Raw genomic sequence first — 22,186 nt, forward strand, 5'->3', positions numbered from 1 at the left:
TCTTCGGAGTAAGACCCCTTGAAGACTACAAGGTTGATAGGCTTTGTGTGTAAGTGCGGTAACGCACTCAGCTGAGAAGTACTAATAGGTCGAGGACTTATCCTTAGAGGTTTCTAAGAGATAAGCTTTAGAAGATACCTCTTTCTGTGTGAAATTCTGAAGGTACATACCTTTGAATATGGCCTGGTGGCTCAGCTGGTTAGAGCGCCGCCCTGTCACGGCGGAGGTCGTGGGTTCGAACCCCATCCGGGTCGCTGTATTCACAATAGAATACTTTTTATGAATGGGATCTTAGCTCAGCTGGGAGAGCATCTGCCTTACAAGCAGAGGGTCATAGGTTCGAGCCCTATAGGTCCCACTTAAATGAGGACGTTTAGCTCAGTTGGTTAGAGCAATCGGCTCATAACCGATCGGTCCTGGGTTCGAGTCCCCGAACGTCCACTCTTACTAATAATAAGAAACAATGAATATGGCCTGGTGGCTCAGCTGGTTAGAGCGCCGCCCTGTCACGGCGGAGGTCGTGGGTTCGAACCCCATCCGGGTCGCTGTATTCATAACAGAATACTTTTTAACAAATGGGATCTTAGCTCAGCTGGGAGAGCATCTGCCTTACAAGCAGAGGGTCATAGGTTCGAGCCCTATAGGTCCCATTTTCTAAACCTTTTAATAAGGTGCAGAATGCCGGCGTGGCGGAACTGGCAGACGCACAGGACTTAAAATCCTGCGGGACTAACCTCCCGTACCGGTTCGATTCCGGTCGCCGGCATTAAATTAAAAGCCTGAAACCTAAGGAAAATCAAGGGGTTCAGGCTTTTTTCTTTACCTTAAAATATTAAGCAAAAATGGCATAAACATAAGATATTAAGGTAAAGTCCTTTAAAAAAATAAAAATATAACAACAGAGGTTATGAGTATTGACCATTTGACGGGATAGTGCTAAGATACGAGCCATCAGGAACCAAAAGTTTTATCTGTTTTCCTTAACACCAAAACAGATAGCTGTATGGTTCTTTTTTTGTTTATACCGCGGAAAATGAAAATGTAATACAGAAGATTTAGAACAGGACAAAGGAGTCTTTTCGAAAGCAGTTTGTGTGGAATGTTTTAACACACACTGCCGGGGAAGGACTCCTTTTTTAGTGGATATTCAAAGTCAGGAGGAATGAGCTATGAAGAGTTATGATCTGATAATCAAAAATGCGCAGATACACACAATGGATGAGGACAGAAAAGTGTATGCGAAGGGAATCATAGGAATAGAGGGAGAGAAGATAACTCTGATAAAGGAAATGAATGAGCTGACACCGGAGGAGCTTCAGGAATGTGAGGGCGCCGGACGTGTGATAGATGCCGAGGGCAAGGTGGTATTTCCGGGATTTATAGATACACATATACATATATTCCAGTCATTCCTGAAAGGACTTGGAGCTGATCACAGACTGATAGAGTGGTTGAATCTTTCAGCACTCCCATATGGACAGTACATGACACCACATCAGCATGAGCTGGCAGCACAGCTTGCCTGTATGGAGGCGATAAAGAGTGGATGTACGACGATGAGTGAGTTCTTCTACACCAATCAGGATTCTGAACTGGCTCATTCCTGTATAGAGGGAATGGTATCAACGGGTATCCGTAGTGTATTTATCAGAACATTTCAGGATACCGGAGAGGAATACGGAATGCCGAAGTGCTTCCTTGAGCCTGCTGGCAAGGCCATGAAGGAAGTCGATGCACTGAAGAAAGCTTATAAAGAAAATGATATGCTTTCGATCTGGACAGGTCCGGATGTCACTTGGTCAACCACAAAGGAAGGCTATCAGGAGATGCTTGAGTATTGTCTTAGCGAGAATGTTAGGTATTCAATGCACATCAAGGAGACCGAGGTCGACAATGAGATGTGCGGAAGATATTACGGCAAGGATATAGTGGATATGCTTGAGGAGATAGGATTCCTGACAGACAAATTCCTGGCAGTCCACTGTGTAAACCTCACACCTCATGACATAGAGAGATTTGCAAAATATGGAGTGTCGATAAGCCACAATCCAGCACCTAATCTTTATCTTGGTTCAGGAATACCACCTATTCCAGAGAGCCTTGCAGCCGGGGTAAATGTATCTATAGGAACGGATGGTGCGGCATCCAACAATAGTACGGACATGCTGGAGAGCATGAAGCTGGCGGCTCTCATACAGAAGGGAATACACAGAGATGCGGCAGTCATCAGCGCAGACGATATCATACACATGGTGACGGCTGGGGGAGCAAAGGCAATAGGAATGGCTGACAAGCTGGGAACATTGGAGTCCGGCAAGAATGCGGACTTAATAATATTTGACCCTAATCATTTGAAGTCGGCACCTATGCATGATGCAAAGGCGACGGTCGTATATGCGTCATCCGAGGAAAATATCGATACAACGATAGTAAATGGAAAGGTTGTATATCAGGGAGGAAAGTTCACTTGTGGCATAGATGAGCGAAGCCTGATAGATGAAATAAACAGCGAGCTTGTGGTTCTGAAAAAGCAGATTGCAGATAAATAAGATGGATGAGGATAAACAAAGAGGACCATCAGACCATAATAAATATATTTGAAAAATCTGTATTGAAACAAATATAAGATAGGGAGGCGCATTCATATGGAAGATAAGAAGATAATAGAAAATGACAGCCAGCTCATAGTTGGCGTAAATGAGAAGATAAGCTGTGGCAAGGCGGCATTTCTCGGAATGCAGCATGTATTGTCAATGGATCTGTATATCATGCCGTTGATACTTGGAGCGGCGATAGGACTGGCAGGAGGAGAGTTATCATTTTTCCTTCAGATGAGTTTCTTTGCATGTGGAATTGCAACTATACTCCAGGCGGGATTCTTCATGAAGTACCCTATCATACAGGGTCCATCATATGTACCGCTTGGAGCTCTGTGTACGATAGGCGCGACCATGGGAGTCAGTGCAATGATAGGAAGTCTGATCCCCGGAGCGATCATGATCATATTGCTGGGTATATTCAAGGGATTCTCAAAATTTGTGAGAAAGGCAATACCTCCATTTATCGGTGGTATCATCATACTTATAGTTGGAATATCACTGACACCTACAGCGGCCAAAGGGATCGCAAGCTCAGATGGAAACTTAAGTGCAAATGTAGCATCAGGTCTTACTGCTGCAGGAGTGCTCATCGTATGTATGATACTTCAGTACAAGCTTAAGCATAACAGGATACTTCACATGGTATCAGTAATACTTGCACTGGTTGCCGGAACCGTGGTTGCTGCAGCAATGGGAGCTGCGGACTTCAGCTCTGTACACGATGCAGCATGGTTCGAGCTTCCGGAGTTTTTCCACTTTGGACTTCCAAAGTTTGAGATCAAGTCCTGTATACTCATGATGTTCATTTACCTTATCGTACTTCTCGATACAACAGGAACATGGGTGACGATCAGTGCCATCACAGGCGAGGATCTCAGCGATAAGAGAATAGATCGCGCTACTATTGGTGAGGGCGTTGGATGTCTTGTCGGTTCACTGTTCGGAGGAACACCGATGACAGGATATTCGTCAAATGCCGGAGTACTTGCGATAACAAAGGTTGGAAGCCGTATGGCGATCATTGCGGGTGGTATGATACTCATGGTGCTCGGCGTATGTCCAAAGCTTATGACCGTCATATCATGTATACCGACACCTGTCGTAAATGGTGTATTTGCGGTTGTATGTATCCTGCTCATATCAAATGGAATCAAGATCATACAGAGTGAGCCTCTTGATGAGAGATCATCACTTATCGTTGGAATCTCAGTCGTGGCTGCTGTGGCAACTATAGTCATTCCTACAGATGTGATGAACGCAATGCCTCAGTTCCTGAACTACTTCATGTCATCAGGTACTGCAGTTGGTGCAACCATAGCGGTGGTGCTCCAGCTCTGCCTTCCCAGAAAGAAAAAGGTTGTGAAGGTCGCGCTTGAGGGATAGCCCACTGCGTGACTTCTAAACTAGCGGTTCATTGATTTGACGATCATGGTTTGATATATTGGGTTCATAAGTTATTGAGGCCCTGAATACAGGATCATAAGAGGCTATGGTGGTGGTTCCTTCTTAATTGGGATGATAAATGTAAAAGCTTACCGCCACCGGTTTCCTCATTAATAGAGAGAAATGTTATGAACGAGATATTGCTCAGGCGTAAGAACAAAGTGATACTTGGCATTGGTACTGCAAAGGTGGCAAATGACCGCTGCATAACGACCATTATGAAGAACATCGAAGAACTTGGATATACATTTTCCAGGGAGGTGTTTGACGTTCTCAGAACATACAGCGTCAATGAACTGACAGAATTTTATCTTGAACTCAAAGCTGCGCTTATGAAGCTGAAAGGTGCAAATGTTGTGTATATGCCTATGTATGCCGATTTCCCTAAGGGCGTTATGGATGCACATTTTTCTGAGTTGTATATAAATGCGATGGTGCATTACTGGTCGGATGGTATCCTGTATCCAAAGAATCACAGAAAGCGTGTAAATGACAGACTGCCACTTTTTGATGAGACGAAGGTCAAAGTTCTGCAGCTTGGAAGTGAGGCTGATGTGAGACAGATATTTGACAATATCTGTACGTCGAGAACATCCATATCAAGAACTGACAGGGAGGATGTAGCATATTTATTCGAGACTGAGAATATGAAGCTGCCTGATAACATACCACACAAGGAGAATGCTGCGTACATCTCTGCGCTCTATCTGCAGAAGAATCCTCTGGCAAGAGTCAGCGGGCTCAGAAAGTATATAAAGACAGCAACTGATGTGCTGAGACTCGTCACAGCAATGAGCGATGGCGATGTGAGTCTTGCGGAGAATACTAGATACAGAAGCTTTTCACGCAGACAGAGAAGGATGATCATGGAGCTTCTGTCTGGCTGTCCGAATATAGAGGAGGACATGCTGAGATATAAGGAGAGATGGATCAGGATTGGAGAGAGGATCCATCCTTCTGAGTTTGACTGCAGCAGATATACTCTGGCATATGACAGGGCGATAAATGCATTTGACAAGCTGAGAAATAACAGGAAGATAGAGACATTTGCGGGAAAGGTTGAGTTTGACCTTGCTTACGGTGAGTATGAAAGTGCGCTTGCAGAACTGGTGAAGAGACCGGGTGAACTGGCAAGGCGACTGGACCAACTGCTCAGAGTGGCACATAAAGAGTCTGTTATAAGGAGCTTTGCGTCTGTGGCGGAGAAGGTGTCGACACCGGTGCTGCTTCAGGTGAGAGAGCATTTCCTGCACAGAGCTGAGCAGGCGGATGTAAGAGTGTTCTTCCCAAAGGGGAGTCTTGCAAAGTGCCACAGCGAGCGAAACAATCTGCCAGATATAGATGAGAAATACTGTCAGGAAGTTATTCGGATCTGCGAAAATGCGCTTGTGAAGATATATGGACAGAGGGAGCCTATGGGTAAGGTGTACCTGTCTGAGGACTACAGGAATTATGTGGTACCATTCAGCCAGAGAAGCGCCAGCAAGGCGATGAAGACCATAGTCAGGGGTTCAAGACTTCCTATGGATTCGCAGACAAATGCTGTGAGGGCATTTATATGGTGGACGAATATGGACAAATGTGATTTGGAGTCGTATGACGATGGAAGAGTCGACATAGACCTGTCGGCGGCTATATTTGACGAGAACTGGAACTACATGGAGCATGTGTCATATACCAATCTGAAATCTGCAAAATATAAGGCATGCCATTCGGGCGACATTGTAAATGGCGGCCCGGTGGACGGCGATGGTGTCAGTGAGTTCCTTGATGTGGACGTGGATTCCGTTGTGAGATGTGGGGCAAGGTATGTGGTGTACCAGGTGTACAGCTTTACCTGTCAGACCTATGCGGATATGCCTCACGCAATGTTTGGATGGATGGAGAGAGCTGATGTGGATTCGGGCGAGATATATGAGCCAAAGATGGTGGAGCAGAAGCTGGATCTGACGGCGGGCAGCATGGTGTGCATCCCTGTAATATTTGACTGTGTTAAGCGGGAGTTTATCTGGTGTGACATGAATATGTCGCTCAGTGGAGTACACATGAATACCGGTGGCAATAATCTGGAGAGCAATCTATCTGGAGTTGCGGCGGTATGCTATTCCATGGTGAATGTGAAGAAACCAGATCTCTATGATCTTATCGCGCTCAATGTCATGGGCAGAGGAGTGCTGGTGGACAACAGAGAGGACGCTGACATTGTGTTTGACACTGCGTTGTATCTGAATAATGATACAGTGGAGAATGAGCGTGATAAAATGGTGATAACCCCATACGACACGGAGCTGTTCATGGGTGAGTATCTGTAGATACAATTTTTAGAGAATAGAGTGAGCAGTGGCAGCAGTTCCCTTGTTTTGGTCAGGTCACCCCTGTATGTCATGGAGAGGTATCGTCCTGCTGGAAGTACATAGTTGCAGTCCGAGTTCTCAAGGTATGGGGCGAAGAAGAATACGTTCTTGGTACGGTAATACCTGGACTTGGGATTGCTTCCTGGGATGTCAAGTGTATAGCAGTCGCAGGCTCCTATGGTGTCGATCCTGGTGTTGTGGCTCTGCATGTATTTGACCACATACATTCCGTGCAACCCATGTCAGGATGCGTGCCCGAAGGGATGTATAAGCATAGACGCAAATATTACATCACTTCCAACGGTGACGGAGAATCCATGTATAGGATGTGGTATGTGTGTTGCAAGCTGTTCAGTACAGGCGATATTCCTGGTGGACGAGGATACCGGGGATGGCTATGGAACGGTTACACTTCCGTATGAATTCTTGCCTATTCCTGAGAAAGGAACAAAGGGAGTGGCACTTGGCCGTGATGGACATGAGGTGTGCGAGGCGGAGGTCGTAAATGTCAGGAGTGCTTCATCCTGGAAGATGCGTTGATGTGATGGAAGAGACAATGGGACTCATGGAGGATGGGGATTTCCTCATGGGCGGCCCGTATAATGATGCCCATGGACTTATGTTATATTTCCCTAAGAAGTCGCCTATAGAGAATTTTCCTGTCAATAATGCAAGAGACAGAAGATTCATTGCTATGCCTGCAGATCAAGTCTCAGAGCCATCATGTCACAGAGATTTGACGTAGACACCATCAAGATAAAGGGCAGCTCACCGACATCGGCAAATGCGATCAAGATGAAAGAGTACATAGAGGAAAATTATCCTCAGGTAAAAAATATAGTTCTGTGCAAGGATATGGAGGAGGCACTTAAGGATGCCGACATCATAACTGAGGCAGTCTCATGTAAGGAGGGCGAGTGGCCAGAGTACAAGCGAGAGTGGCTCAAGCCTGGAGCGCTGGTCATCTCTACAAGTACCTTCAATATGGTGCATAAGAGTATTGTTGACTTGAAAAAAGTTATAGACAACTACGGAATGTATGAGAATTATGCAGAGGAAGATAATGTTGGATATGATGAAAATGGCGATAGACTCCACACAGGCTGCATGGGAGAGGACTTCGTCTATATGGTGCAGGATGGATTGATCGAGAGGGATTCCCTTACTACATTCGGAGAGATAATCCGCGGCAAGAAGCCCGGCCGTGAATCCGACGACGAGATCATCCTCGTATCCATAGAGGGCATGCCAACAGAGGACGTGGCATGGGCATATGAATGTTACACCTACGCACTGGTTCACGATATAGGCACGAAACTCAAAGTGTGGGATCATCCATATGCATTTTAACAATTCCGAGAACCAGTTTTGAAAATAAGTCGTAGTCAGGCTCAAAAAATATATATTCAGCAAAAAGCCGTGTATGTACATGGACAATCGGTAGTGAATACAGCTGTAGAACGTGATTGATCATGTACATACACGGACTTTTTTATGTTGGATATATGTTTTGAGCCGTCCGGCATTTATGCTTCAAAAAGCTGGTGACAAAGTTTAATGGTTTCAGGGTTTGTGCTGCTGCTGTAGAACTCCACAGTGCCCTTCTCTATGGAAGGCGTGAGAAGCTCAGCAATGCGCAGTCTCCTCTGAAGCTCCAGGGCGGTGCCGTGGGCTCCATTGAAGATCTTCACGTCAGGTCCGGCTATGCGCTGTATAACCTTTTCCACAAAAGGATAATGAGTGCAGCCGAGAACGATTGCATCCACATGCTTCTCCAGAGATGGGGCGAGCAGTCCCTTCAGGAATTCAGTGATCTCCTCACCGTCGAATATTCCTCTCTCAACATAATCTGCAAGGCCCGGACATGGAACCGGGTAGATATCGGACTCCTTTGAATAATGTTTCATGAGTTCATGAAATTTAGGTAGAGCCAGTGTGGCAGGGGTGGCCATGACGGCAACCTTGTCGTGCTCCTTCCACAGAACCGCAGGCTTCAGAGCCGGCTCAATGCCTATGATAGGAATTGAGGGATACTGCTGTCTCAACGTGGATGCTGCAACACTTGTGGCGGTGTTGCAGGCGATGACGATCGCCTTAACATCCTTTGCGAGAAGAAAATTGGTACACTGCTCCGATCTCTCAAGAATGGCCTCTCTGGTCTTTGTTCCATAAGGTGCGTGTGCTGAATCACCAAAATATATATAATTTTCACAGGGCATGAGCTCCACGATGTCGCGGAGAACGCTTATTCCGCCTAGCCCTGAGTCGAATACTCCAATTGAACGTGTGTCCATAATAAAATCTCCAATGTTTTGTATCACTTGTATTGATAGTTTATCTCTAACCCAAAATTATACTATTATAGTCAATAAAAAACAACTTACGGAAGTATATATTATAGAAGTAACAGAAAATCCGGGCGTAAGGAAGATTAAATGTTTATAAACTGTATAGACTATTCACAAATAGTGGTGTTAGAATGATACGAGTCACAAAGAAAGGCGGATGATGACATGGCACGAGATTTGGTTTCTATAGTAAAAGAGAAAATGATTGAATACTATGCCGGGGATTCCAGACGGGTACATCACTTCCTGAAGGTTCATTCATTTGCGAAGCTGATAGCTGAGATGGAGGGCATGGAGCCCGACGAGATGCAGGTCCTGGAGATCGCAGCACTTGCCCACGATATAGGCATAAAGAACGCAGAACTGAAATATGGATATAATAATGGCAAGCTACAGGAACAGGAGGGACCTCCTGAGGCAAGACGGCTGCTCAGAGAGGCAGGTGCAGAAGATGCCGCAGTGGAGAGGGCATGTTATCTGGTGGCACATCACCACACCTACAGGAATATAGACGGTCTGGATTATCAGATACTGGTGGAGGCCGATTTCCTCGTCAACATGTATGAGGATAAGGCGGACGCAGATACTATAAGGACGGCATACGATAATATATTTGCCACGGAATCCGGCAAAATGCTGTGCAGACAGCTCTTTTCGCTGGAATATTGAAAAAAAGATGAATTATGTTATACTTAACAGGTCAGAGATGGTGACAGTGTAGATGCCACTGTCAGATTTGGAGGAGAAAGATGAAGCTTTATATATCAAAGTTACTGTCTACAGCTTTGCCAATAGTAGGAGTGCTGTGTATATTTGGATTTGCATTTGCAGGAAATATAAGCATGGGCTGGATTCTGTTCGTAGTGCTTGCGCTTATATCAGGCATTATAAACACCATATTCTTCAGATGTCCGCACTGCGGCAAATCAATACCGGCAAACTGTACGGTCAACCAGAAGTATTGTCCTCTGTGTGGAGAGGATCTCGGTATGAAGCCTTCAAGAATAAGCTACTACGGAAAATGCCGCAAGAATAAGAACGGAGTTATGAGAGGTTATTCCACAGTTGGACCTATGGTATTCATAGTAAGCCTGCTCATACTGTTCCTCATTGTGATGGCTGTATTTGGAGTGGACAGTCTCAATAAAGGTATGGGAAGGATTGCAGTCATACTTGCATTCTGTGTGAGCGTTATACTTGCGATATTCTGTAGGATAGCGGTATCATCGGCGGTGAAGATGGATGACAAGGCGATATATTTCAGTAAGATACCATTTATGTGGAGAAAATACGAGATAGATGATATAGTAGAGAATGAGCGCGTTGTAGAGCCGTTCTATCACGTGAACAGAGGATACATATTTGCAACCTCAAAGGGAATGGTGGCTATACCGATGGCATCATATGCAGGTGGCCAGGAGTTCTTTACGGAATTTACCTCAAGGATAGGCCAGAGCATGCCGGATGTGAGACCGGACCTTGTGTTGTCCAAGAGATCAGATCAGGCAAAGGCTGATGAAGAGCACTATGAGGAAGCGGTGAAGCTTTACAACGAGCATTACGGTGAGAAGAGATAGAATACACACTTAATTAATGAAAGGATAACGAGATGGACGTAAAAGACATTGGAAAAAAGATTGAGAACGTGGAGCTTGTTGAGGCTATGCACGCAGTTAGAGAAAATGAGAACAAGGATACACTTAAGCAGCTCTTTGAGTCAGTGGTCCATGCAGTATTTATAGTTCCTGCAAAGTTCGACCAGGAGCCAAAGCCTGATGAGAATGGAAAGGTTACATTCCAGGACGGAGTGAAGATCAACTTCTCACTTCTGACAAATGAGCAGGGAGACAAGGTACTTCCATGCTTCACAGATTATGAGTCGATGGCTTCATCGCAGTTTAACGATGGCTTCCAGAGAATAATACTTCCATATAAGCAGCTTGAGGATCTTGTGTTCAATTCAAATGGAAACATAAGCGGAATAGCTATGAATCCTTTCACTGAGAACTGCTTTATATCAGGAGAGTTTATCCGTCAGTACAGAGAGCGCTCACGTACAGGACTTGTACAGAGCAAGATCAAGCCAGGCGCAACAGTCAAGCTCAGAACACCAAAGTATCAGCCGATACAGATGCTTGATGCTGCAAGAGAGTATCTGGCAGACAAAGAGAATGTTGACAGAGCGTATATACAGATGATGGAGGAGCAGGGACAGGAGGATAAGTATCTTGTTGCTCTTGAGGTAAACGGAGACGAGAAGCCTGTATTTGCCGGACTCATACCTCTTATGAAGCCTCATTCATTTGGCATCGAGGTGGCACTGGTCAGAGCAGACAACATGCTTGGTAAGAAAGTGACAGAGGTGACAGAGCCGTTCTATGTTAGAGCCGGACTTGAAAATTAAATGAGAGGATCGTTATGTTAAAAAAATATCTGACTATATTTCTTATATCCATGGTACCAATACTTGAGCTTCGAGGCGCCATACCGTATTCGGTGGGCTTTGGACTTCCGAGTATACCGTCATTTATAGTGTGCGTCATAGGCAATATGATACCGGTTCCATTTATATACTGGTTTGCAAGACGTGTGCTTGAGTGGGGAAAAGACAAGAGATTCATAGGCAAATTCTTCACATGGTGTCTTGTGAAGGGAGAGCACGGCGGACAGAAGCTCATGGCAAAGTCCGGCACTGGAGTGTATATCGCACTTCTGCTGTTCGTGGGAATACCACTTCCGGGAACCGGGGCGTGGACAGGAACACTGGCAGCCAGCTTCCTTGAGCTTGACTGGAAGAAAAGCGTTATCATGGTCATGCTGGGAGTGATCATGGCAGGAGTGATCATGTACCTTGGAAGTATAGGATTGTTCGGAGCGATAGGTCTTTTGAAATAATACTGATATAAGTAAGATTTACAGAGAGGTTGATAAATATGGCATTTAATCCGGGAATGATGTTTAAGATCAAAGGAGCCTGGGAGCGGTTCGTCATGAATCATCCAAAGTTCCCTATGTTCCTCAGGGCAGCCGCAGCCACAGGAATAAAGGAAGGCTATATAATAGAAGTGAAGATCACAGATACAGAGGGCAAGACCATTTGTACCAATGTGAAGCTCACAGATTCCGACATGGATCTCATAGATGTCATAAAAGACATGAGTACAAACGGAAGATAGACGGACAGGATCAAATATACTAGAAATTATATAAAAGACTTCTTGACTTGCATAGGTCGATTGTGTTATTGTAGACTTTGCGATGAAAGAGGTCTTTTTTTTGTGCCTTAAAATAACAATGGAGGTAAGTGGAAATGCGCGTTAAAATAACATTGGCATGTCAGGATTGTAAACAGCGTAATTACAATATGACAAAGGATAAGAAAACGCATCCAGACAGAATGGAAACAAAGAAGTACTGTAGATTCTGCAAGGCTCATACAGTACACAAGGAGACAAAATAGTCTGAACCAGTAAGGAGGAATAGAGTTATGTCTAAATCTAGTAAAGAAGAAAAGTCAAATACTCTCAAGAGAAGCTGGTTTCAGGAATTAAAGGGAGAGTTCAGGAAGATTACATGGCTTGACAAGAGCTCCCTTGCAAGACAGTCATTTGCGGTAGTTGTTTCCTCAGTCGTACTCGGCTGTATCATAGCTATCGTAGATTGGTTGATCCAGATTGGTTTGAATTTCATAGTTGGGTAAAGGATGGTGGAGAATATGTCAGAGGCAGAGAATGCAAGATGGTATGTTGTTCATACCTACTCAGGATATGAAAACAAAGTAAAGGCTGATATTGAGAAAACAAAAGAAAACAGAAATTTACAAGACCAGATTTTAGAGGTAGTCGTTCCGGTTGAAGATGCCACAGAGATTAAGAATGGTAAGCCAAAGTCGATCGAGAGAAAGATACTTCCTGGTTACGTTCTCATCAACATGATCATGAACGATGTTACATGGTATGTTGTACGTAATACCAGAGGAGTTACAGGATTTGTTGGATCAGATCCAAGAAAGCCTGTACCACTCACTGATGAGGAGCTGAGCAATCTGTATCAGACCTCAGAGGAGGTTGTCATCGATGTTGAAGTGGGAGACTCAATAACGGTTACTTCAGGTGCCTGGGAAGGCACAGTAGCAACAATTAAGGCAATTAATACTGCAAAACAGACCGTAGCCATCGAAGTAGAAATGTTTGGTCGTGTGAATACTGTTGATATTGCGTTTGCTGATATCAAGAAGTTGTAATTATCAAGTGGATTGTACCACAGTATTTTGGAGGAATGCTAAAATGGCAAAGAAAGTAGAAGGATACATCAAATTACAGATACCTGCAGGAAAGGCAACTCCTGCACCACCTGTTGGACCAGCTCTTGGTCAGCACGGTGTAAATATCGTTGCTTTCACAAAGGAATTCAATGCAAGAACAGCTAATGAGGGTGACATGATCATTCCTGTTGTTATCACAGTATACCAGGATAAGAGCTTCAGCTTCATTACAAAGACTCCACCTGCATCACTTCTTATCAAGAAGGCATGTAACATCAAGTCAGGTTCTGCAAACTCAAAGAAGACTAAGGTTGCAACAATTTCTAAGGCTAAGGTTCAGGAGATCGCTGAACTTAAGATGAAGGATCTGAACGCTGCAAGCCTTGAGTCAGCTATGAGCATGATCGCTGGAACAGCTCGTTCAATGGGCGTTACAGTTGAAGAGTAATACAGATATTTAGTGGGAGGGTCGCTCCCGATATGACCACAGGAGGTTTATAATAATGATAAAGAGTAAGAAATATGTAGATGCAAGCAAGCTCTATGATAAGACCGCTGCTTACGAGGCAACTGAGGCAGTTGCTTTAGTTAAGAAGATGGCTTCAGCTAAGTTTGATGAGACAGTAGAGGCACACCTCAGACTCGGTGTTGATGGACGTCACGCTGATCAGCAGGTTCGTGGTGCCGTAGTTCTTCCACACGGAACAGGTAAGACTGTTAAGGTTCTCGTATTTGCTAAGGGTGCAAAGGTTGACGAGGCTCTTGCAGCAGGCGCTGATTACGCTGGTGGAGACGAGCTCGTGCCAAAGATCCAGAACGAGGGATGGTTAGATTTCGACGTTGTTGTTGCAACACCTGACATGATGGGCGTTGTAGGACGTCTTGGTCGTGTACTTGGACCAAAGGGTCTCATGCCAAACCCTAAGGCTGGAACAGTTACTATGGATGTAGCTAAGGCTATCTCAGATATCAAAGCTGGTAAGATAGAGTACAGACTTGACAAAGCCAACATTATCCATGTGCCAGTGGGAAAAGTTTCTTTCACAGAGGAACAGTTAAACGAGAATTTCCAGACTTTAATAAATGCTATTGTTAAGGCAAAGCCAGCTGCTGCTAAGGGTCAGTACCTTAAGAGCGTTGTAATTGCTTCAACAATGGGCCCTGGTGTAAAGATTAACACAACAAGCTACGTATAAAAGCCGGTTGACCTGAACATCAGTCACACAAAAGCCCCACACCACTATGAGATATCTTCAGGATATTGCGTAGGGTGTGGGGCTTTTTGTATGCAAAAAACGATGACAATAAATACTGATCAACATAAAATAGATTATCTAAATACATATTGACAACTATATCCAAAAGTAAGATACTGTATATAACATAAATGGAGAGGATGAGTATGGCGACAAAAATAAATATTAATACAAAACAGTTACATGCGGATATAAAGGCGTTGAAGGACGATATTGATGCGAGTATGCGCGAAAGACTTGTTATTCAGTGTGGATATGAAGAACTTGCGTCACAGTGGAGCGGGCCGGCCGCAAAAACTTATGATGAAGGATTTCGAAATGCTATGACCAATATGAAGGCTTTATATAGTGATCTTAAGGATAAGATAGATGGCGTTTATGACATGTGTAAATTGTTTGAGAAGTGTGAAGCTTCTGTATTGGATAGGATTCAGGAACTCTGATCGAGCAAAATTCAGGAAGGAATGGTTATGTGAAAAGCGATACAGAAATAATAGTGGTGCCATTAAGGCAAATGTTGCTATTTGAAAAACTATTTGCGCAGAACTATGCGGATATGCTTGTGCGATTTGGAAGTATTATAGAAACGTGCAACAAAATAAATGGTTATTGGGAAAGTGATGGATGGACAGAGATTTATGAAGATATGGCAGACAAATCAGATCGTATGAATGAGATCGTAGACGATATGACTAATTACTATAAGGATATTGTAAATATTACAGAAAGCTATGATGCTGTGGAAGCAATTAATGTGGATATTGGAGAATCTTTGTCGGGAGACGTAATTAACTAAAAGGAATATTGGGTTAAAAAGTAATATTAAGGGGTAAATGATGGACGGCACTGGTATAGAACTATATGTACATCTTGAGAAGCTGGAGGACGAAGTAGAACAATTTAATAACGTCAGTAAAAACTTTGGGGATTACATAGATATGTATAAAAGGCAGATGGATATTATACGATACAGCAAAATGGCAGATGAGTTATATGACATGCCAGCACTTATAAGAACTTATGATGAGTTTGTGGAAGAAGCTGATCGGTTGAACAAGTTTTCAAAAGCTTTGCAAGATATATACAAAGAGTATAAGACGTGTAATGATACATATACTCAGATGGGTATAGATCTTGGAAATCAATATGCAATTACCCCGTGGACAAAGACAAATGAAGGAAAGATAGTCATTGGAACGAGCATAATAGTGGGATTGCTGGTGATTGCTATTGTAGCACCAGAGGTTACTGCTGCAGCGATGTCTACTGGCACAATGACAAGTACAACAGCAGCAACTATGATAGAGACAGTAACGGCAGACATGGCGTGGGGTTCTCTAACAACATCTATGATGAATGCAGAGTATTCATGTTATATGGCATGCAAAAATGGAGAAAATCCTGCGGATGCCTTTGCTGATGCATATATGTGGGGTGCTTTGGAAGGTGGAGCCACTGGATTACTGGAAGGTTTTGGGGAGACGTTGGCTATAGTGAAAAGTGCAAAGACGATGACTAATACTGCAGCTTTTTTACAGCAATATAAAATAACCGGTTATGTAAATGGCGTTAACTTCGCAGTAATGGCGGGGAATTCGGCTTTGTCGACATCCATATATTGCGCCCAAGAGAAATCACATTGTAGAAACGTTTCGTTGGAGGATGCCGCAATTCAATATAAAGAGAATTTTACATATAATTTAGCGATAGATACTGCTGTTGGAATTGGCGAGAAATTTGTTGACGTAAAAAGAACAAAAAGTATAGAAAAAAATAAGGCAATGGAAGGAGAAAAGCGCAAGGTTGGAAAGCTTTCGACAAAAGAGAAAACTGTCCGGAAAATTACAAGTAAAAATGAAGGTTACAGTCAAAATCAGGCTTTTTTAAATGGAGAAAAATCAACGCGTAATGCTCAAGGAAGTATAAGTCCGACATTGTATAAGGATGGAAGTTGTATTGATGTCAGAAGTTATAATATTCAAAATGAAAGTGGAAGGGCAATGCTTATCAAAGATGTCACGACAAGAAGCCAGAAAATGAAAGCAAATTTGCCCACAGGAACAAAGCAGACAATAGTTATTGATGCAAGAGGACGGAGTATATCAAATAGAGATTTAAAAGATCTATACATGAAAGCAAAGTGTGCATTAGATAGCGATGTTGAAATTAAATTTATTAGGTAAGAAATGATTAGAGAAGATACAAATAAAAATATTATTGAAAGATTTCCAAGCATGGAGAGTGATCTCAAATTGCATGCGATTCCCCAACTTAATAAAAATAAAGAAGATATATGGACAGCTATAAAAATATTAGCATTTTATGCGGTTTTGGGCGTGTATGCGTATTATAAATATATGGAGATGACAGGTGAACCGCATCCAAGCCCTTCCGTTACAAGATATACGCTTATGCTTCTGGGGGCTGTACCAGTAGGAATAGTGATTGTTCTTGTGGTCTTATATGATAGTATTCGTGATTATTTACGAAATAGACCCTCAAGAAAGAAAATAAAAAAAATAAGAGAGAACTATTTGGAGGATGTTAGCAAGCAGATAATTTCTTATAGAGAAGCCGCTTTAGAATGGATGAACAAACGGTTTGTGCCGGCAGAGGATCTGATAAGAAGAATTATGAGGGGAGAGAAAAAGATTCGCAATCAGGGAGATGTAATGCTTACATATAGACTAGGAACAGGTGATCTGGATATATCAGAGCATATCATACTTCCCAATATGGTAAATACACCACAGAATATTAAGTTAAAGAGAACTTGTAAAAAACTCAAAGAGGAATACGGAATAATACATGATATCCCTAAAGCGATAAGTCTGGACGAGGTGGGATTACTTGGCGTAGTAGGACACGGTGACAAGAGGAAGGCATACGATATAGTTAGGGCATTGTCTACGCAGATTTTGGTAAGTGAAGTGCCGGAGGATCTTAAGGTTGCATTTGTGTATGATAGTGTTAATAGTAAGGGGTGGAATAAATATGAGTCGTTCACGAGAACTCAGATGGAGACGGGCATTAGTCTTGTAGCAGGCACTCCTGAAAAAAGAGGAAAAGTATTAGACATGCTGGCACAGGCAATCGAGGAAAGAAAGGCTTTGAATGGAGTCGGCGTAGAAAATATGAAACCGCGGTACATAGTGTTTATAGATGATATGGCTTTATTGGAAAATCATAGAATTGTGGAAGCACTGCGTGATGATCTGTGTGTCTGTGCATTTACATTTATTTTGGTGGAGGATTGTATAGAGAAGCTTCCGGGGAATGTTGAATATGCACTTGTTGATTCATCGGAATTTTCAGGAGTCTATTCTATGTCAGATGGTTCATGTATGCCGGTGGTATTTGATAAATTATCAGAGCAAAAATTTGATAAATATATAAAGTACATGAAGAGTGAAAATAAAAACATTGCGGGGAGGTGATTTGTGTTGGAAAAAATAACAGATTATGAGTATGCTCAAATAGAGTCTGCTATAAATGGTATATTGGGAATCCGAAATAATATAAGTCAATATATTCTAGATAGTTTATTTCAATCGGCAGAAAGCTTTAACAAGAATTGGAAGGGCGAAGCGGAGACCTTATTCGTAGGTAAACTTGAGCTGCTATACAATGCAATTAGTGACACAAATACCGCAGCATATAATATGGCAATGAGTATGAGTGAGCAGGCATCCGAAATTTATAAAAAACAAAATGAGAAATAATTTAATGGAAAAGGGAGAGCTAAAACAATGGCAGATACAAAGAAATATGGTTGGAATGTACAGATAGATGGTGTTCAATATCTGGTGGAGTACATGAAAGGAAGTATATTTATTAATGGTGGTGAGGCATTCAAACTCAGATCACTGGAGAGAACAGGCACCTTAAGAAAAGATAAACAGTTGAACTATACAGTTCCGTTAGCAGGAAAAGAACTGAATCTGGTTATAAGCGCAGTGAGTGGTATCAGTCTCATTATGGATGGAATGGATCTGGGAACATATCCAGATGGTGCAGGAGCTAATCAAAAAGCTCCTGCCTGGATAGTAGTATTTTATGTATTATATTTTATAGAATATTGGGGAATAATGGGTGGTGCCATAGGAGGCTTGCTGCTCGGAACTGCGGCAGTCGTGACGTTTATGGTTGCTAAAAGTGAGAAGCTTTCTACGGGCGTGAAGTTGGTAATATGCATAGCATTGTACGTTGTTACTACTGCGTTGGAGCTGGTTATAAGATCTGCATTAGCAGGGGTGTCTGGCCGGTACAGATAAAATAAGGCCACATACCATATGAAAAATCTGTAAGATATTTCGTGTGGTATGTGGCCTTGTTCTTTATCTTGTATAACTAACTAGGAAATTAGGAAATAGTTCCGTTAGCTGAACATGATATAGTAACTGATTTATTTACTGTCTGAAGCAGTACGCCCTTTGAGGAATACTTTTTTCCAACTGCAGTTGCTGTGGCTTTGTTGCCAGATCTCGTGCAACTGGACACAGACACCTTCCAGTATGAGCTATTAGATGATACACCAGCCTTGGCTGATGTGCATTTGCTGGAAGAACCTGTATAACTGAATGTTGCGACAATCCTAAGGCTCCAGAGCGTATTTCCGTTGGAATCATTGCAGTATACAGTCTTGGTAGCACTTTTTGTTTTTGCGGCTCTACTCAGAGATGGCTGAGTTGGCATTTCCTCGATAACTTCCACAAATGTAAGAGAGTCATCGCTCGTATCTTCTTCTGCGGCCTTAACAGTTGGAACATTTACTGTAGACAAACAGATGAAGATCATACAACATATAGCTAATAATCTGCGTAATTTTTTATTCATATTTATTCCTCCGTATCTGTATTATTGTTAGTATTATCATTTGGAGTTTCCGTGTTATTGGTTGAAGGCACATCTCCATCAGATGATCCTGTCCATGTATACTCTGAAAGATCATTTGGCACTACACCCTCTTGAAGGATAATAGTAGTTGATGCAATATCAGTACGTCTGGATATCTGCCATTCCTTATACAACATAACTGATATACATATTGCAAAACCCAGTATAACAGAAAGCGCGGTAATGAAAATATATTTTCCATATTTCTTTCCGTTCATGTTGTGGCATATAGTATCTGTGCCTAAATATTCAATATATGTATTGGCACAATCTTTAGGACTTCCAAACTTTTCAGACAGATGTGATACTGTGATCAACTCGCCTTCAAAACTTACTGCGTAATCATACATAGAACTACGCAACATCTTTAAATATCTCTTTTCCCCCTTTCTGTATATTGGAAACTCTTTTTTAATAGCTTTAATATACTTATCTACAGTTTTTTCGTTTTTTTCATATGCTGAGTTGGTGTTCACTTTCATTCTCCTTTTAATACAATTTCAATATGAACTAATATTATTTTATGCTAAAATATCAGAAAATCAATAATGCTTTTGACATTAATAAACAAATTTTGTCAAAATGTGGCTGTTAGTTACAAAAATATAAACAAATAAATTTAGAAAAACAAAACCATTGTTGACAAAACGGTTTAAAAGATGTAATACTAAAAATACAAAATAATTGAATGGAGAAAGATTATGTCGGATAAGATAAATGTCGATACAAGGAAGCTGCACACAGATCTTGTGATTATACAGGACTGTCTGGATCAAAGCACAATTGACAGACGAAACATCCAGAATGATTATCAAGATCTTATTAAAGAATGGAAAGGCCCTGCAGCAGACTCATTTAATACAAAATTTGAGAACAGCGATAGTAAAGTTAAATCCATGTATGAGGATCTTCAAAAGAAAGTGGACTCATTGCTTGATGTATGCAATACGTTTGAGACTTGTGAAAAAAATGTAATTGCTCTGATTGGCTAGGGTGCTTAATAACGGAGGGAAAGTATGTATGTTGAGACGGTGAAAGTACCGATAAATAAACTGGAAACATTTCATGATACCTTGATCAAGGGGGCAACAGATCTGGGAAATCAGTATGATACGATCATATCAACCTGTGGCAAGATACAGGAATATTGGGAGAGTGAAGGCTGGGCAGATATTTATTCTGATCTTGTATCGAAGATGGATACTATGCAGGCATTTATGGAGGATATGTATTCGTATGGTGATACATTGGGTGAGGTTATAGGAAACTACATCACTGCTGAAGTTGTGAATGGTGATATGACCTCATCGTTACCAGATAACATAATTCGCTGAAGGGATGTAAGCACATGGAAAAAAAGATTAGTGATTTGGACTATTCAGAAATAGCAGCGGCTATAAATGGCTACTTGAATTCAGAAGCAAGTATAAAGCAGTATGTTTTATCTGATTTGGGAAGTGAAGTCGAGACTATAAGAAAAAACTGGAAAGGGGATGCAAGTGACAAATATATTGGAAAACTCGAAAGTGTATACAATGACATATCCAATACATGTACAGCACTTGAAAATTTAGGCGTGGGTATGAGCCGGGAGGCTTCAAATATATACCAAAATCAATAATAGAAGGAAGGATCAAGTATGGGAGCATTTTCAGTAACATCGTCAGAGATGACGAAAAGAACAACAGAGCTTCGCTCGAAAAATCAGTCTCTTAAGAAGCAGATAACCAAGCTCAGAGACAGTAAGGAGGCTCTGAACAGTACATGGGATGGTAGCGCGAAAAAAGCTTTCAGCTCTGCAGTTGAGAGTGATGTTTCACAGATGACAAATTTTAGTAATCTGATAGAACAGTATTGTTCAGCGCTGGACAATATAATAGCTAATTATGAAACTACAGAAGCCACAAATGCAAATACAGTGGCTCAGAGAAAGTATTAAAGGGAGGAAAATACAGATATGTCAGATATGAATTTGAAAGTCACCCCGGCGGAATTGGAGGCTAAGGCTGCTGATTTTAAATCAGTTATGACTCAGACGAAATCGTTGACAGATGATATGATGAATGATGTCACTGGACTTTCATCATCATGGACAGGAGATGCGTCTGCATCGTATATAAACAAATTTAGAAAACTGCAGACGGATATGGATACCATGGGTCGAATGATTAATGAACATGTAAATAATCTTACAGAACTTGCTAAAGAATATACGACAACAGAGAAAAAGAATGCAGCGGCAACGGAATCGCTTGCAGCAAATATTATTTCGTAGGAAAGAAGTGCCATCTCTGATAGCTATCAGAGATGGCATTTTGAGATTGAGGAGGTTATTATGATTGAATTTAAGAAATATCTGCCGATCGGTTCGGTTGTGTTATTAAAGAACGCAAATAAAAGGTTGATGATATATGGAAGACTGCAGAAGGCAGAGGATTCAGATAGCGTAAGGGATTATATAGGATGCCTGTATCCAGAGGGAAATATATCTACAAAACAGACGTATATGTTTGACCATGACCAGATAGAACGGGTATATTTTGTTGGATTTCAGGACCCGGAAGAGTTTGAATTTGTTGACAAATACCTGAATGAGGGAAATAATGGAAAATAGAGGAGTGCTTTTGTATGTAGACCTTGGCAGGCTTGAAGATGAACCATACAGGCTGTCAAAGATATATGATACACTTGGACAGTATATTGATGATATCAGACGTCAGAGAGATATAATATACATAAGCAAGATGGCGGAATCTCTGGATATATCATCCCTGGACAGATATCGTGCTCAACTGGTAGACGAATATGATCGGCTTGGAACTCTGAAGAAGATTCTGGATGAGGCATACGATCTATATAAAGAATGTAATGAAAAATTCGAGGCATCTGGACAGACTCTATGCAACCTATATGCTGAAACTCCATGGTATGAGACCAGTGAGGGAAAGCTGGCTATAGGCATAGGTGTGCTTGTGGTTACTGCTGCAGTGGCGATAGTCTGCCCTGCTGTACTGGGAGCTACGGC

The 22,186-nt window shown here is 42.1% G+C and carries 32 protein-coding genes, 6 tRNA genes and 1 rRNA gene; 36 read left to right on the plus strand and 3 right to left on the minus strand.

Going from position 1 to position 22,186, the window contains the following annotated elements; genetic code table 11:
* The 13 genes from DXD11_RS14370 to DXD11_RS13230 all read left to right on the plus strand — a co-directional run.
* A 23S ribosomal RNA gene (locus DXD11_RS14370) occupies positions 1 to 105 on the plus strand; the annotation flags it as partial.
* A 75-nt stretch (positions 106 to 180) separates the two neighbouring features.
* Positions 181 to 254, plus strand: a tRNA-Asp gene (locus DXD11_RS13175).
* Between the two features lie 31 nt (positions 255 to 285).
* Positions 286 to 358 (plus strand) — tRNA-Val (locus tag DXD11_RS13180).
* A gap of 9 nt (positions 359 to 367) precedes the next feature.
* A tRNA-Ile gene (locus DXD11_RS13185) sits at positions 368 to 441 on the plus strand.
* 30 nt (positions 442 to 471) lie between these two features.
* A tRNA-Asp gene (locus DXD11_RS13190) sits at positions 472 to 545 on the plus strand.
* 32 nt (positions 546 to 577) lie between these two features.
* Positions 578 to 650, plus strand: a tRNA-Val gene (locus DXD11_RS13195).
* A 30-nt stretch (positions 651 to 680) separates the two neighbouring features.
* Positions 681 to 766, plus strand: a tRNA-Leu gene (locus DXD11_RS13200).
* 403 nt (positions 767 to 1,169) lie between these two features.
* Entirely contained in the window at positions 1,170 to 2,549 is a 1,380-nt protein-coding gene (locus DXD11_RS13205; protein WP_118758581.1) for an amidohydrolase family protein, read from the plus strand.
* Between the two features lie 96 nt (positions 2,550 to 2,645).
* Positions 2,646 to 3,983 (plus strand): uracil-xanthine permease family protein, encoded by a 1,338-nt coding sequence (locus DXD11_RS13210; protein WP_118758582.1) that lies wholly within the window; start codon positions 2,646 to 2,648, stop codon positions 3,981 to 3,983.
* A 188-nt stretch (positions 3,984 to 4,171) separates the two neighbouring features.
* Positions 4,172 to 6,355, plus strand: coding sequence for a TerD family protein (locus tag DXD11_RS13215; RefSeq protein WP_118758583.1), 2,184 nt, complete (start codon positions 4,172 to 4,174; stop codon positions 6,353 to 6,355).
* Positions 6,356 to 6,604: 249 nt separating this feature from the next.
* On the plus strand, positions 6,605 to 6,937 hold the full coding sequence (locus DXD11_RS13225) for a 4Fe-4S dicluster domain-containing protein (protein WP_330410570.1): 333 nt from the start codon (positions 6,605 to 6,607) through the stop codon (positions 6,935 to 6,937).
* Complete coding sequence (locus DXD11_RS14605) at positions 6,903 to 7,142, plus strand: hypothetical protein (RefSeq protein WP_242992581.1); 240 nt, start codon at positions 6,903 to 6,905, stop codon at positions 7,140 to 7,142. Before DXD11_RS13225 ends, DXD11_RS14605 begins: the two co-directional genes overlap by 35 nt.
* On the plus strand, positions 7,121 to 7,747 hold the full coding sequence (locus DXD11_RS13230; RefSeq protein WP_243105874.1) for a hypothetical protein: 627 nt from the start codon (positions 7,121 to 7,123) through the stop codon (positions 7,745 to 7,747). The genes DXD11_RS14605 and DXD11_RS13230 overlap by 22 nt, the downstream gene beginning before the upstream one ends.
* Positions 7,748 to 7,923: 176 nt before the next feature.
* Here DXD11_RS13230 and murI read toward each other — a convergent pair whose 3' ends face one another.
* On the minus strand, positions 7,924 to 8,691 hold the full coding sequence (gene murI / locus DXD11_RS13235; RefSeq protein ID WP_117548518.1) for a glutamate racemase: 768 nt from the start codon (positions 8,689 to 8,691) through the stop codon (positions 7,924 to 7,926).
* A 219-nt stretch (positions 8,692 to 8,910) separates the two neighbouring features.
* On the opposite strand from murI, the gene DXD11_RS13240 reads away from it, so the two are divergent.
* The 16 genes from DXD11_RS13240 to DXD11_RS13315 all read left to right on the plus strand — a co-directional run bounded on the left by DXD11_RS13240 (position 8,911) and on the right by DXD11_RS13315 (position 18,539).
* Complete coding sequence (locus tag DXD11_RS13240) at positions 8,911 to 9,414, plus strand: HD domain-containing protein (RefSeq protein ID WP_117548519.1); 504 nt, start codon at positions 8,911 to 8,913, stop codon at positions 9,412 to 9,414.
* 80 nt (positions 9,415 to 9,494) lie between these two features.
* Complete coding sequence (locus DXD11_RS13245) at positions 9,495 to 10,322, plus strand: zinc ribbon domain-containing protein (protein ID WP_015533483.1); 828 nt, start codon at positions 9,495 to 9,497, stop codon at positions 10,320 to 10,322.
* Between the two features lie 32 nt (positions 10,323 to 10,354).
* A complete protein-coding gene (locus DXD11_RS13250) occupies positions 10,355 to 11,149 on the plus strand; it encodes an enhanced serine sensitivity protein SseB (protein WP_015533482.1) in 795 nt (264 codons plus the stop codon).
* A 14-nt stretch (positions 11,150 to 11,163) separates the two neighbouring features.
* Positions 11,164 to 11,640, plus strand: coding sequence for a COG2426 family protein (locus DXD11_RS13255; protein ID WP_022216200.1), 477 nt, complete (start codon positions 11,164 to 11,166; stop codon positions 11,638 to 11,640).
* Positions 11,641 to 11,678: 38 nt separating this feature from the next.
* Positions 11,679 to 11,921, plus strand: a complete 243-nt coding sequence (locus DXD11_RS13260; RefSeq protein ID WP_117548522.1) for a hypothetical protein — start codon at positions 11,679 to 11,681, stop codon at positions 11,919 to 11,921.
* 134 nt (positions 11,922 to 12,055) lie between these two features.
* On the plus strand, positions 12,056 to 12,205 hold the full coding sequence (gene rpmG / locus DXD11_RS13265) for a 50S ribosomal protein L33 (RefSeq protein WP_004849439.1): 150 nt from the start codon (positions 12,056 to 12,058) through the stop codon (positions 12,203 to 12,205).
* Positions 12,206 to 12,232: 27 nt separating this feature from the next.
* Positions 12,233 to 12,445 carry a preprotein translocase subunit SecE gene (gene secE, locus DXD11_RS13270; protein WP_015533480.1) on the plus strand — a complete coding sequence of 71 codons (213 nt, stop codon included), beginning with the start codon at positions 12,233 to 12,235 and terminating at the stop codon, positions 12,443 to 12,445.
* A gap of 15 nt (positions 12,446 to 12,460) precedes the next feature.
* Positions 12,461 to 12,988, plus strand: a complete 528-nt coding sequence (gene nusG / locus DXD11_RS13275) for a transcription termination/antitermination protein NusG (RefSeq protein ID WP_015533479.1) — start codon at positions 12,461 to 12,463, stop codon at positions 12,986 to 12,988.
* 43 nt (positions 12,989 to 13,031) lie between these two features.
* Positions 13,032 to 13,457: a 50S ribosomal protein L11 gene (gene rplK / locus DXD11_RS13280; protein WP_015533478.1), complete on the plus strand. Its 426-nt coding sequence runs from the start codon at positions 13,032 to 13,034 to the stop codon at positions 13,455 to 13,457.
* 55 nt (positions 13,458 to 13,512) lie between these two features.
* The gene (gene rplA, locus DXD11_RS13285) at positions 13,513 to 14,205 is read left to right on the plus strand and encodes a 50S ribosomal protein L1 (protein WP_015533477.1); all 693 of its coding nucleotides are present in this window, start codon (positions 13,513 to 13,515) and stop codon (positions 14,203 to 14,205) included.
* Positions 14,206 to 14,411: 206 nt separating this feature from the next.
* Positions 14,412 to 14,708 carry a hypothetical protein gene (locus DXD11_RS13290; RefSeq protein WP_015533476.1) on the plus strand — a complete coding sequence of 99 codons (297 nt, stop codon included), beginning with the start codon at positions 14,412 to 14,414 and terminating at the stop codon, positions 14,706 to 14,708.
* A 29-nt stretch (positions 14,709 to 14,737) separates the two neighbouring features.
* Complete coding sequence (locus tag DXD11_RS13295; RefSeq protein ID WP_055273941.1) at positions 14,738 to 15,061, plus strand: hypothetical protein; 324 nt, start codon at positions 14,738 to 14,740, stop codon at positions 15,059 to 15,061.
* A gap of 37 nt (positions 15,062 to 15,098) precedes the next feature.
* A complete protein-coding gene (locus tag DXD11_RS13300; RefSeq protein WP_147360985.1) occupies positions 15,099 to 16,448 on the plus strand; it encodes a hypothetical protein in 1,350 nt (449 codons plus the stop codon).
* A 3-nt stretch (positions 16,449 to 16,451) separates the two neighbouring features.
* Positions 16,452 to 17,702 carry a hypothetical protein gene (locus tag DXD11_RS13305; protein WP_055273946.1) on the plus strand — a complete coding sequence of 417 codons (1,251 nt, stop codon included), beginning with the start codon at positions 16,452 to 16,454 and terminating at the stop codon, positions 17,700 to 17,702.
* Between the two features lie 6 nt (positions 17,703 to 17,708).
* Positions 17,709 to 17,987: a hypothetical protein gene (locus tag DXD11_RS13310; RefSeq protein ID WP_133300891.1), complete on the plus strand. Its 279-nt coding sequence runs from the start codon at positions 17,709 to 17,711 to the stop codon at positions 17,985 to 17,987.
* 27 nt (positions 17,988 to 18,014) lie between these two features.
* Positions 18,015 to 18,539 carry a hypothetical protein gene (locus tag DXD11_RS13315; protein ID WP_118758584.1) on the plus strand — a complete coding sequence of 175 codons (525 nt, stop codon included), beginning with the start codon at positions 18,015 to 18,017 and terminating at the stop codon, positions 18,537 to 18,539.
* A gap of 88 nt (positions 18,540 to 18,627) precedes the next feature.
* On the opposite strand, the gene DXD11_RS13320 is transcribed toward DXD11_RS13315, so the two are convergent.
* Both DXD11_RS13320 and DXD11_RS13325 read right to left on the minus strand, forming a co-directional pair.
* Positions 18,628 to 19,101: a hypothetical protein gene (locus tag DXD11_RS13320; RefSeq protein WP_055147863.1), complete on the minus strand. Its 474-nt coding sequence runs from the start codon at positions 19,099 to 19,101 to the stop codon at positions 18,628 to 18,630.
* Between the two features lie 2 nt (positions 19,102 to 19,103).
* On the minus strand, positions 19,104 to 19,637 hold the full coding sequence (locus DXD11_RS13325) for a DUF6120 family protein (RefSeq protein ID WP_118758585.1): 534 nt from the start codon (positions 19,635 to 19,637) through the stop codon (positions 19,104 to 19,106).
* Between the two features lie 225 nt (positions 19,638 to 19,862).
* Here DXD11_RS13325 and DXD11_RS13330 point away from each other — a divergent pair, with 225 nt between their 5' ends.
* The 7 genes from DXD11_RS13330 to DXD11_RS13360 form a co-directional block, all read left to right on the plus strand.
* Positions 19,863 to 20,153 (plus strand): WXG100 family type VII secretion target, encoded by a 291-nt coding sequence (locus DXD11_RS13330; protein WP_022216716.1) that lies wholly within the window; start codon positions 19,863 to 19,865, stop codon positions 20,151 to 20,153.
* 24 nt (positions 20,154 to 20,177) lie between these two features.
* Entirely contained in the window at positions 20,178 to 20,495 is a 318-nt protein-coding gene (locus DXD11_RS13335) for a hypothetical protein (protein ID WP_015533473.1), read from the plus strand.
* Positions 20,496 to 20,509: 14 nt separating this feature from the next.
* On the plus strand, positions 20,510 to 20,782 hold the full coding sequence (locus DXD11_RS13340) for a WXG100 family type VII secretion target (protein WP_022216714.1): 273 nt from the start codon (positions 20,510 to 20,512) through the stop codon (positions 20,780 to 20,782).
* A gap of 18 nt (positions 20,783 to 20,800) precedes the next feature.
* Positions 20,801 to 21,100, plus strand: coding sequence for a WXG100 family type VII secretion target (locus tag DXD11_RS13345; protein ID WP_015533472.1), 300 nt, complete (start codon positions 20,801 to 20,803; stop codon positions 21,098 to 21,100).
* 18 nt (positions 21,101 to 21,118) lie between these two features.
* A complete protein-coding gene (locus DXD11_RS13350; protein ID WP_015533471.1) occupies positions 21,119 to 21,436 on the plus strand; it encodes a WXG100 family type VII secretion target in 318 nt (105 codons plus the stop codon).
* A 60-nt stretch (positions 21,437 to 21,496) separates the two neighbouring features.
* Positions 21,497 to 21,775, plus strand: a complete 279-nt coding sequence (locus tag DXD11_RS13355) for a DUF4176 domain-containing protein (protein WP_022216712.1) — start codon at positions 21,497 to 21,499, stop codon at positions 21,773 to 21,775.
* Positions 21,765 to 22,186, plus strand: a 422-nt coding sequence (locus DXD11_RS13360) for a hypothetical protein (RefSeq protein ID WP_147360986.1), incomplete at its 3' end; no start/stop codon positions are given. The genes DXD11_RS13355 and DXD11_RS13360, both read left to right, overlap by 11 nt.

The sequence above is a fragment of the Coprococcus sp. TF11-13 genome, assembly GCF_003481085.1.
GTDB classification, from domain to species: Bacteria; Bacillota; Clostridia; order Lachnospirales; family Lachnospiraceae; genus Coprococcus; species Coprococcus aceti.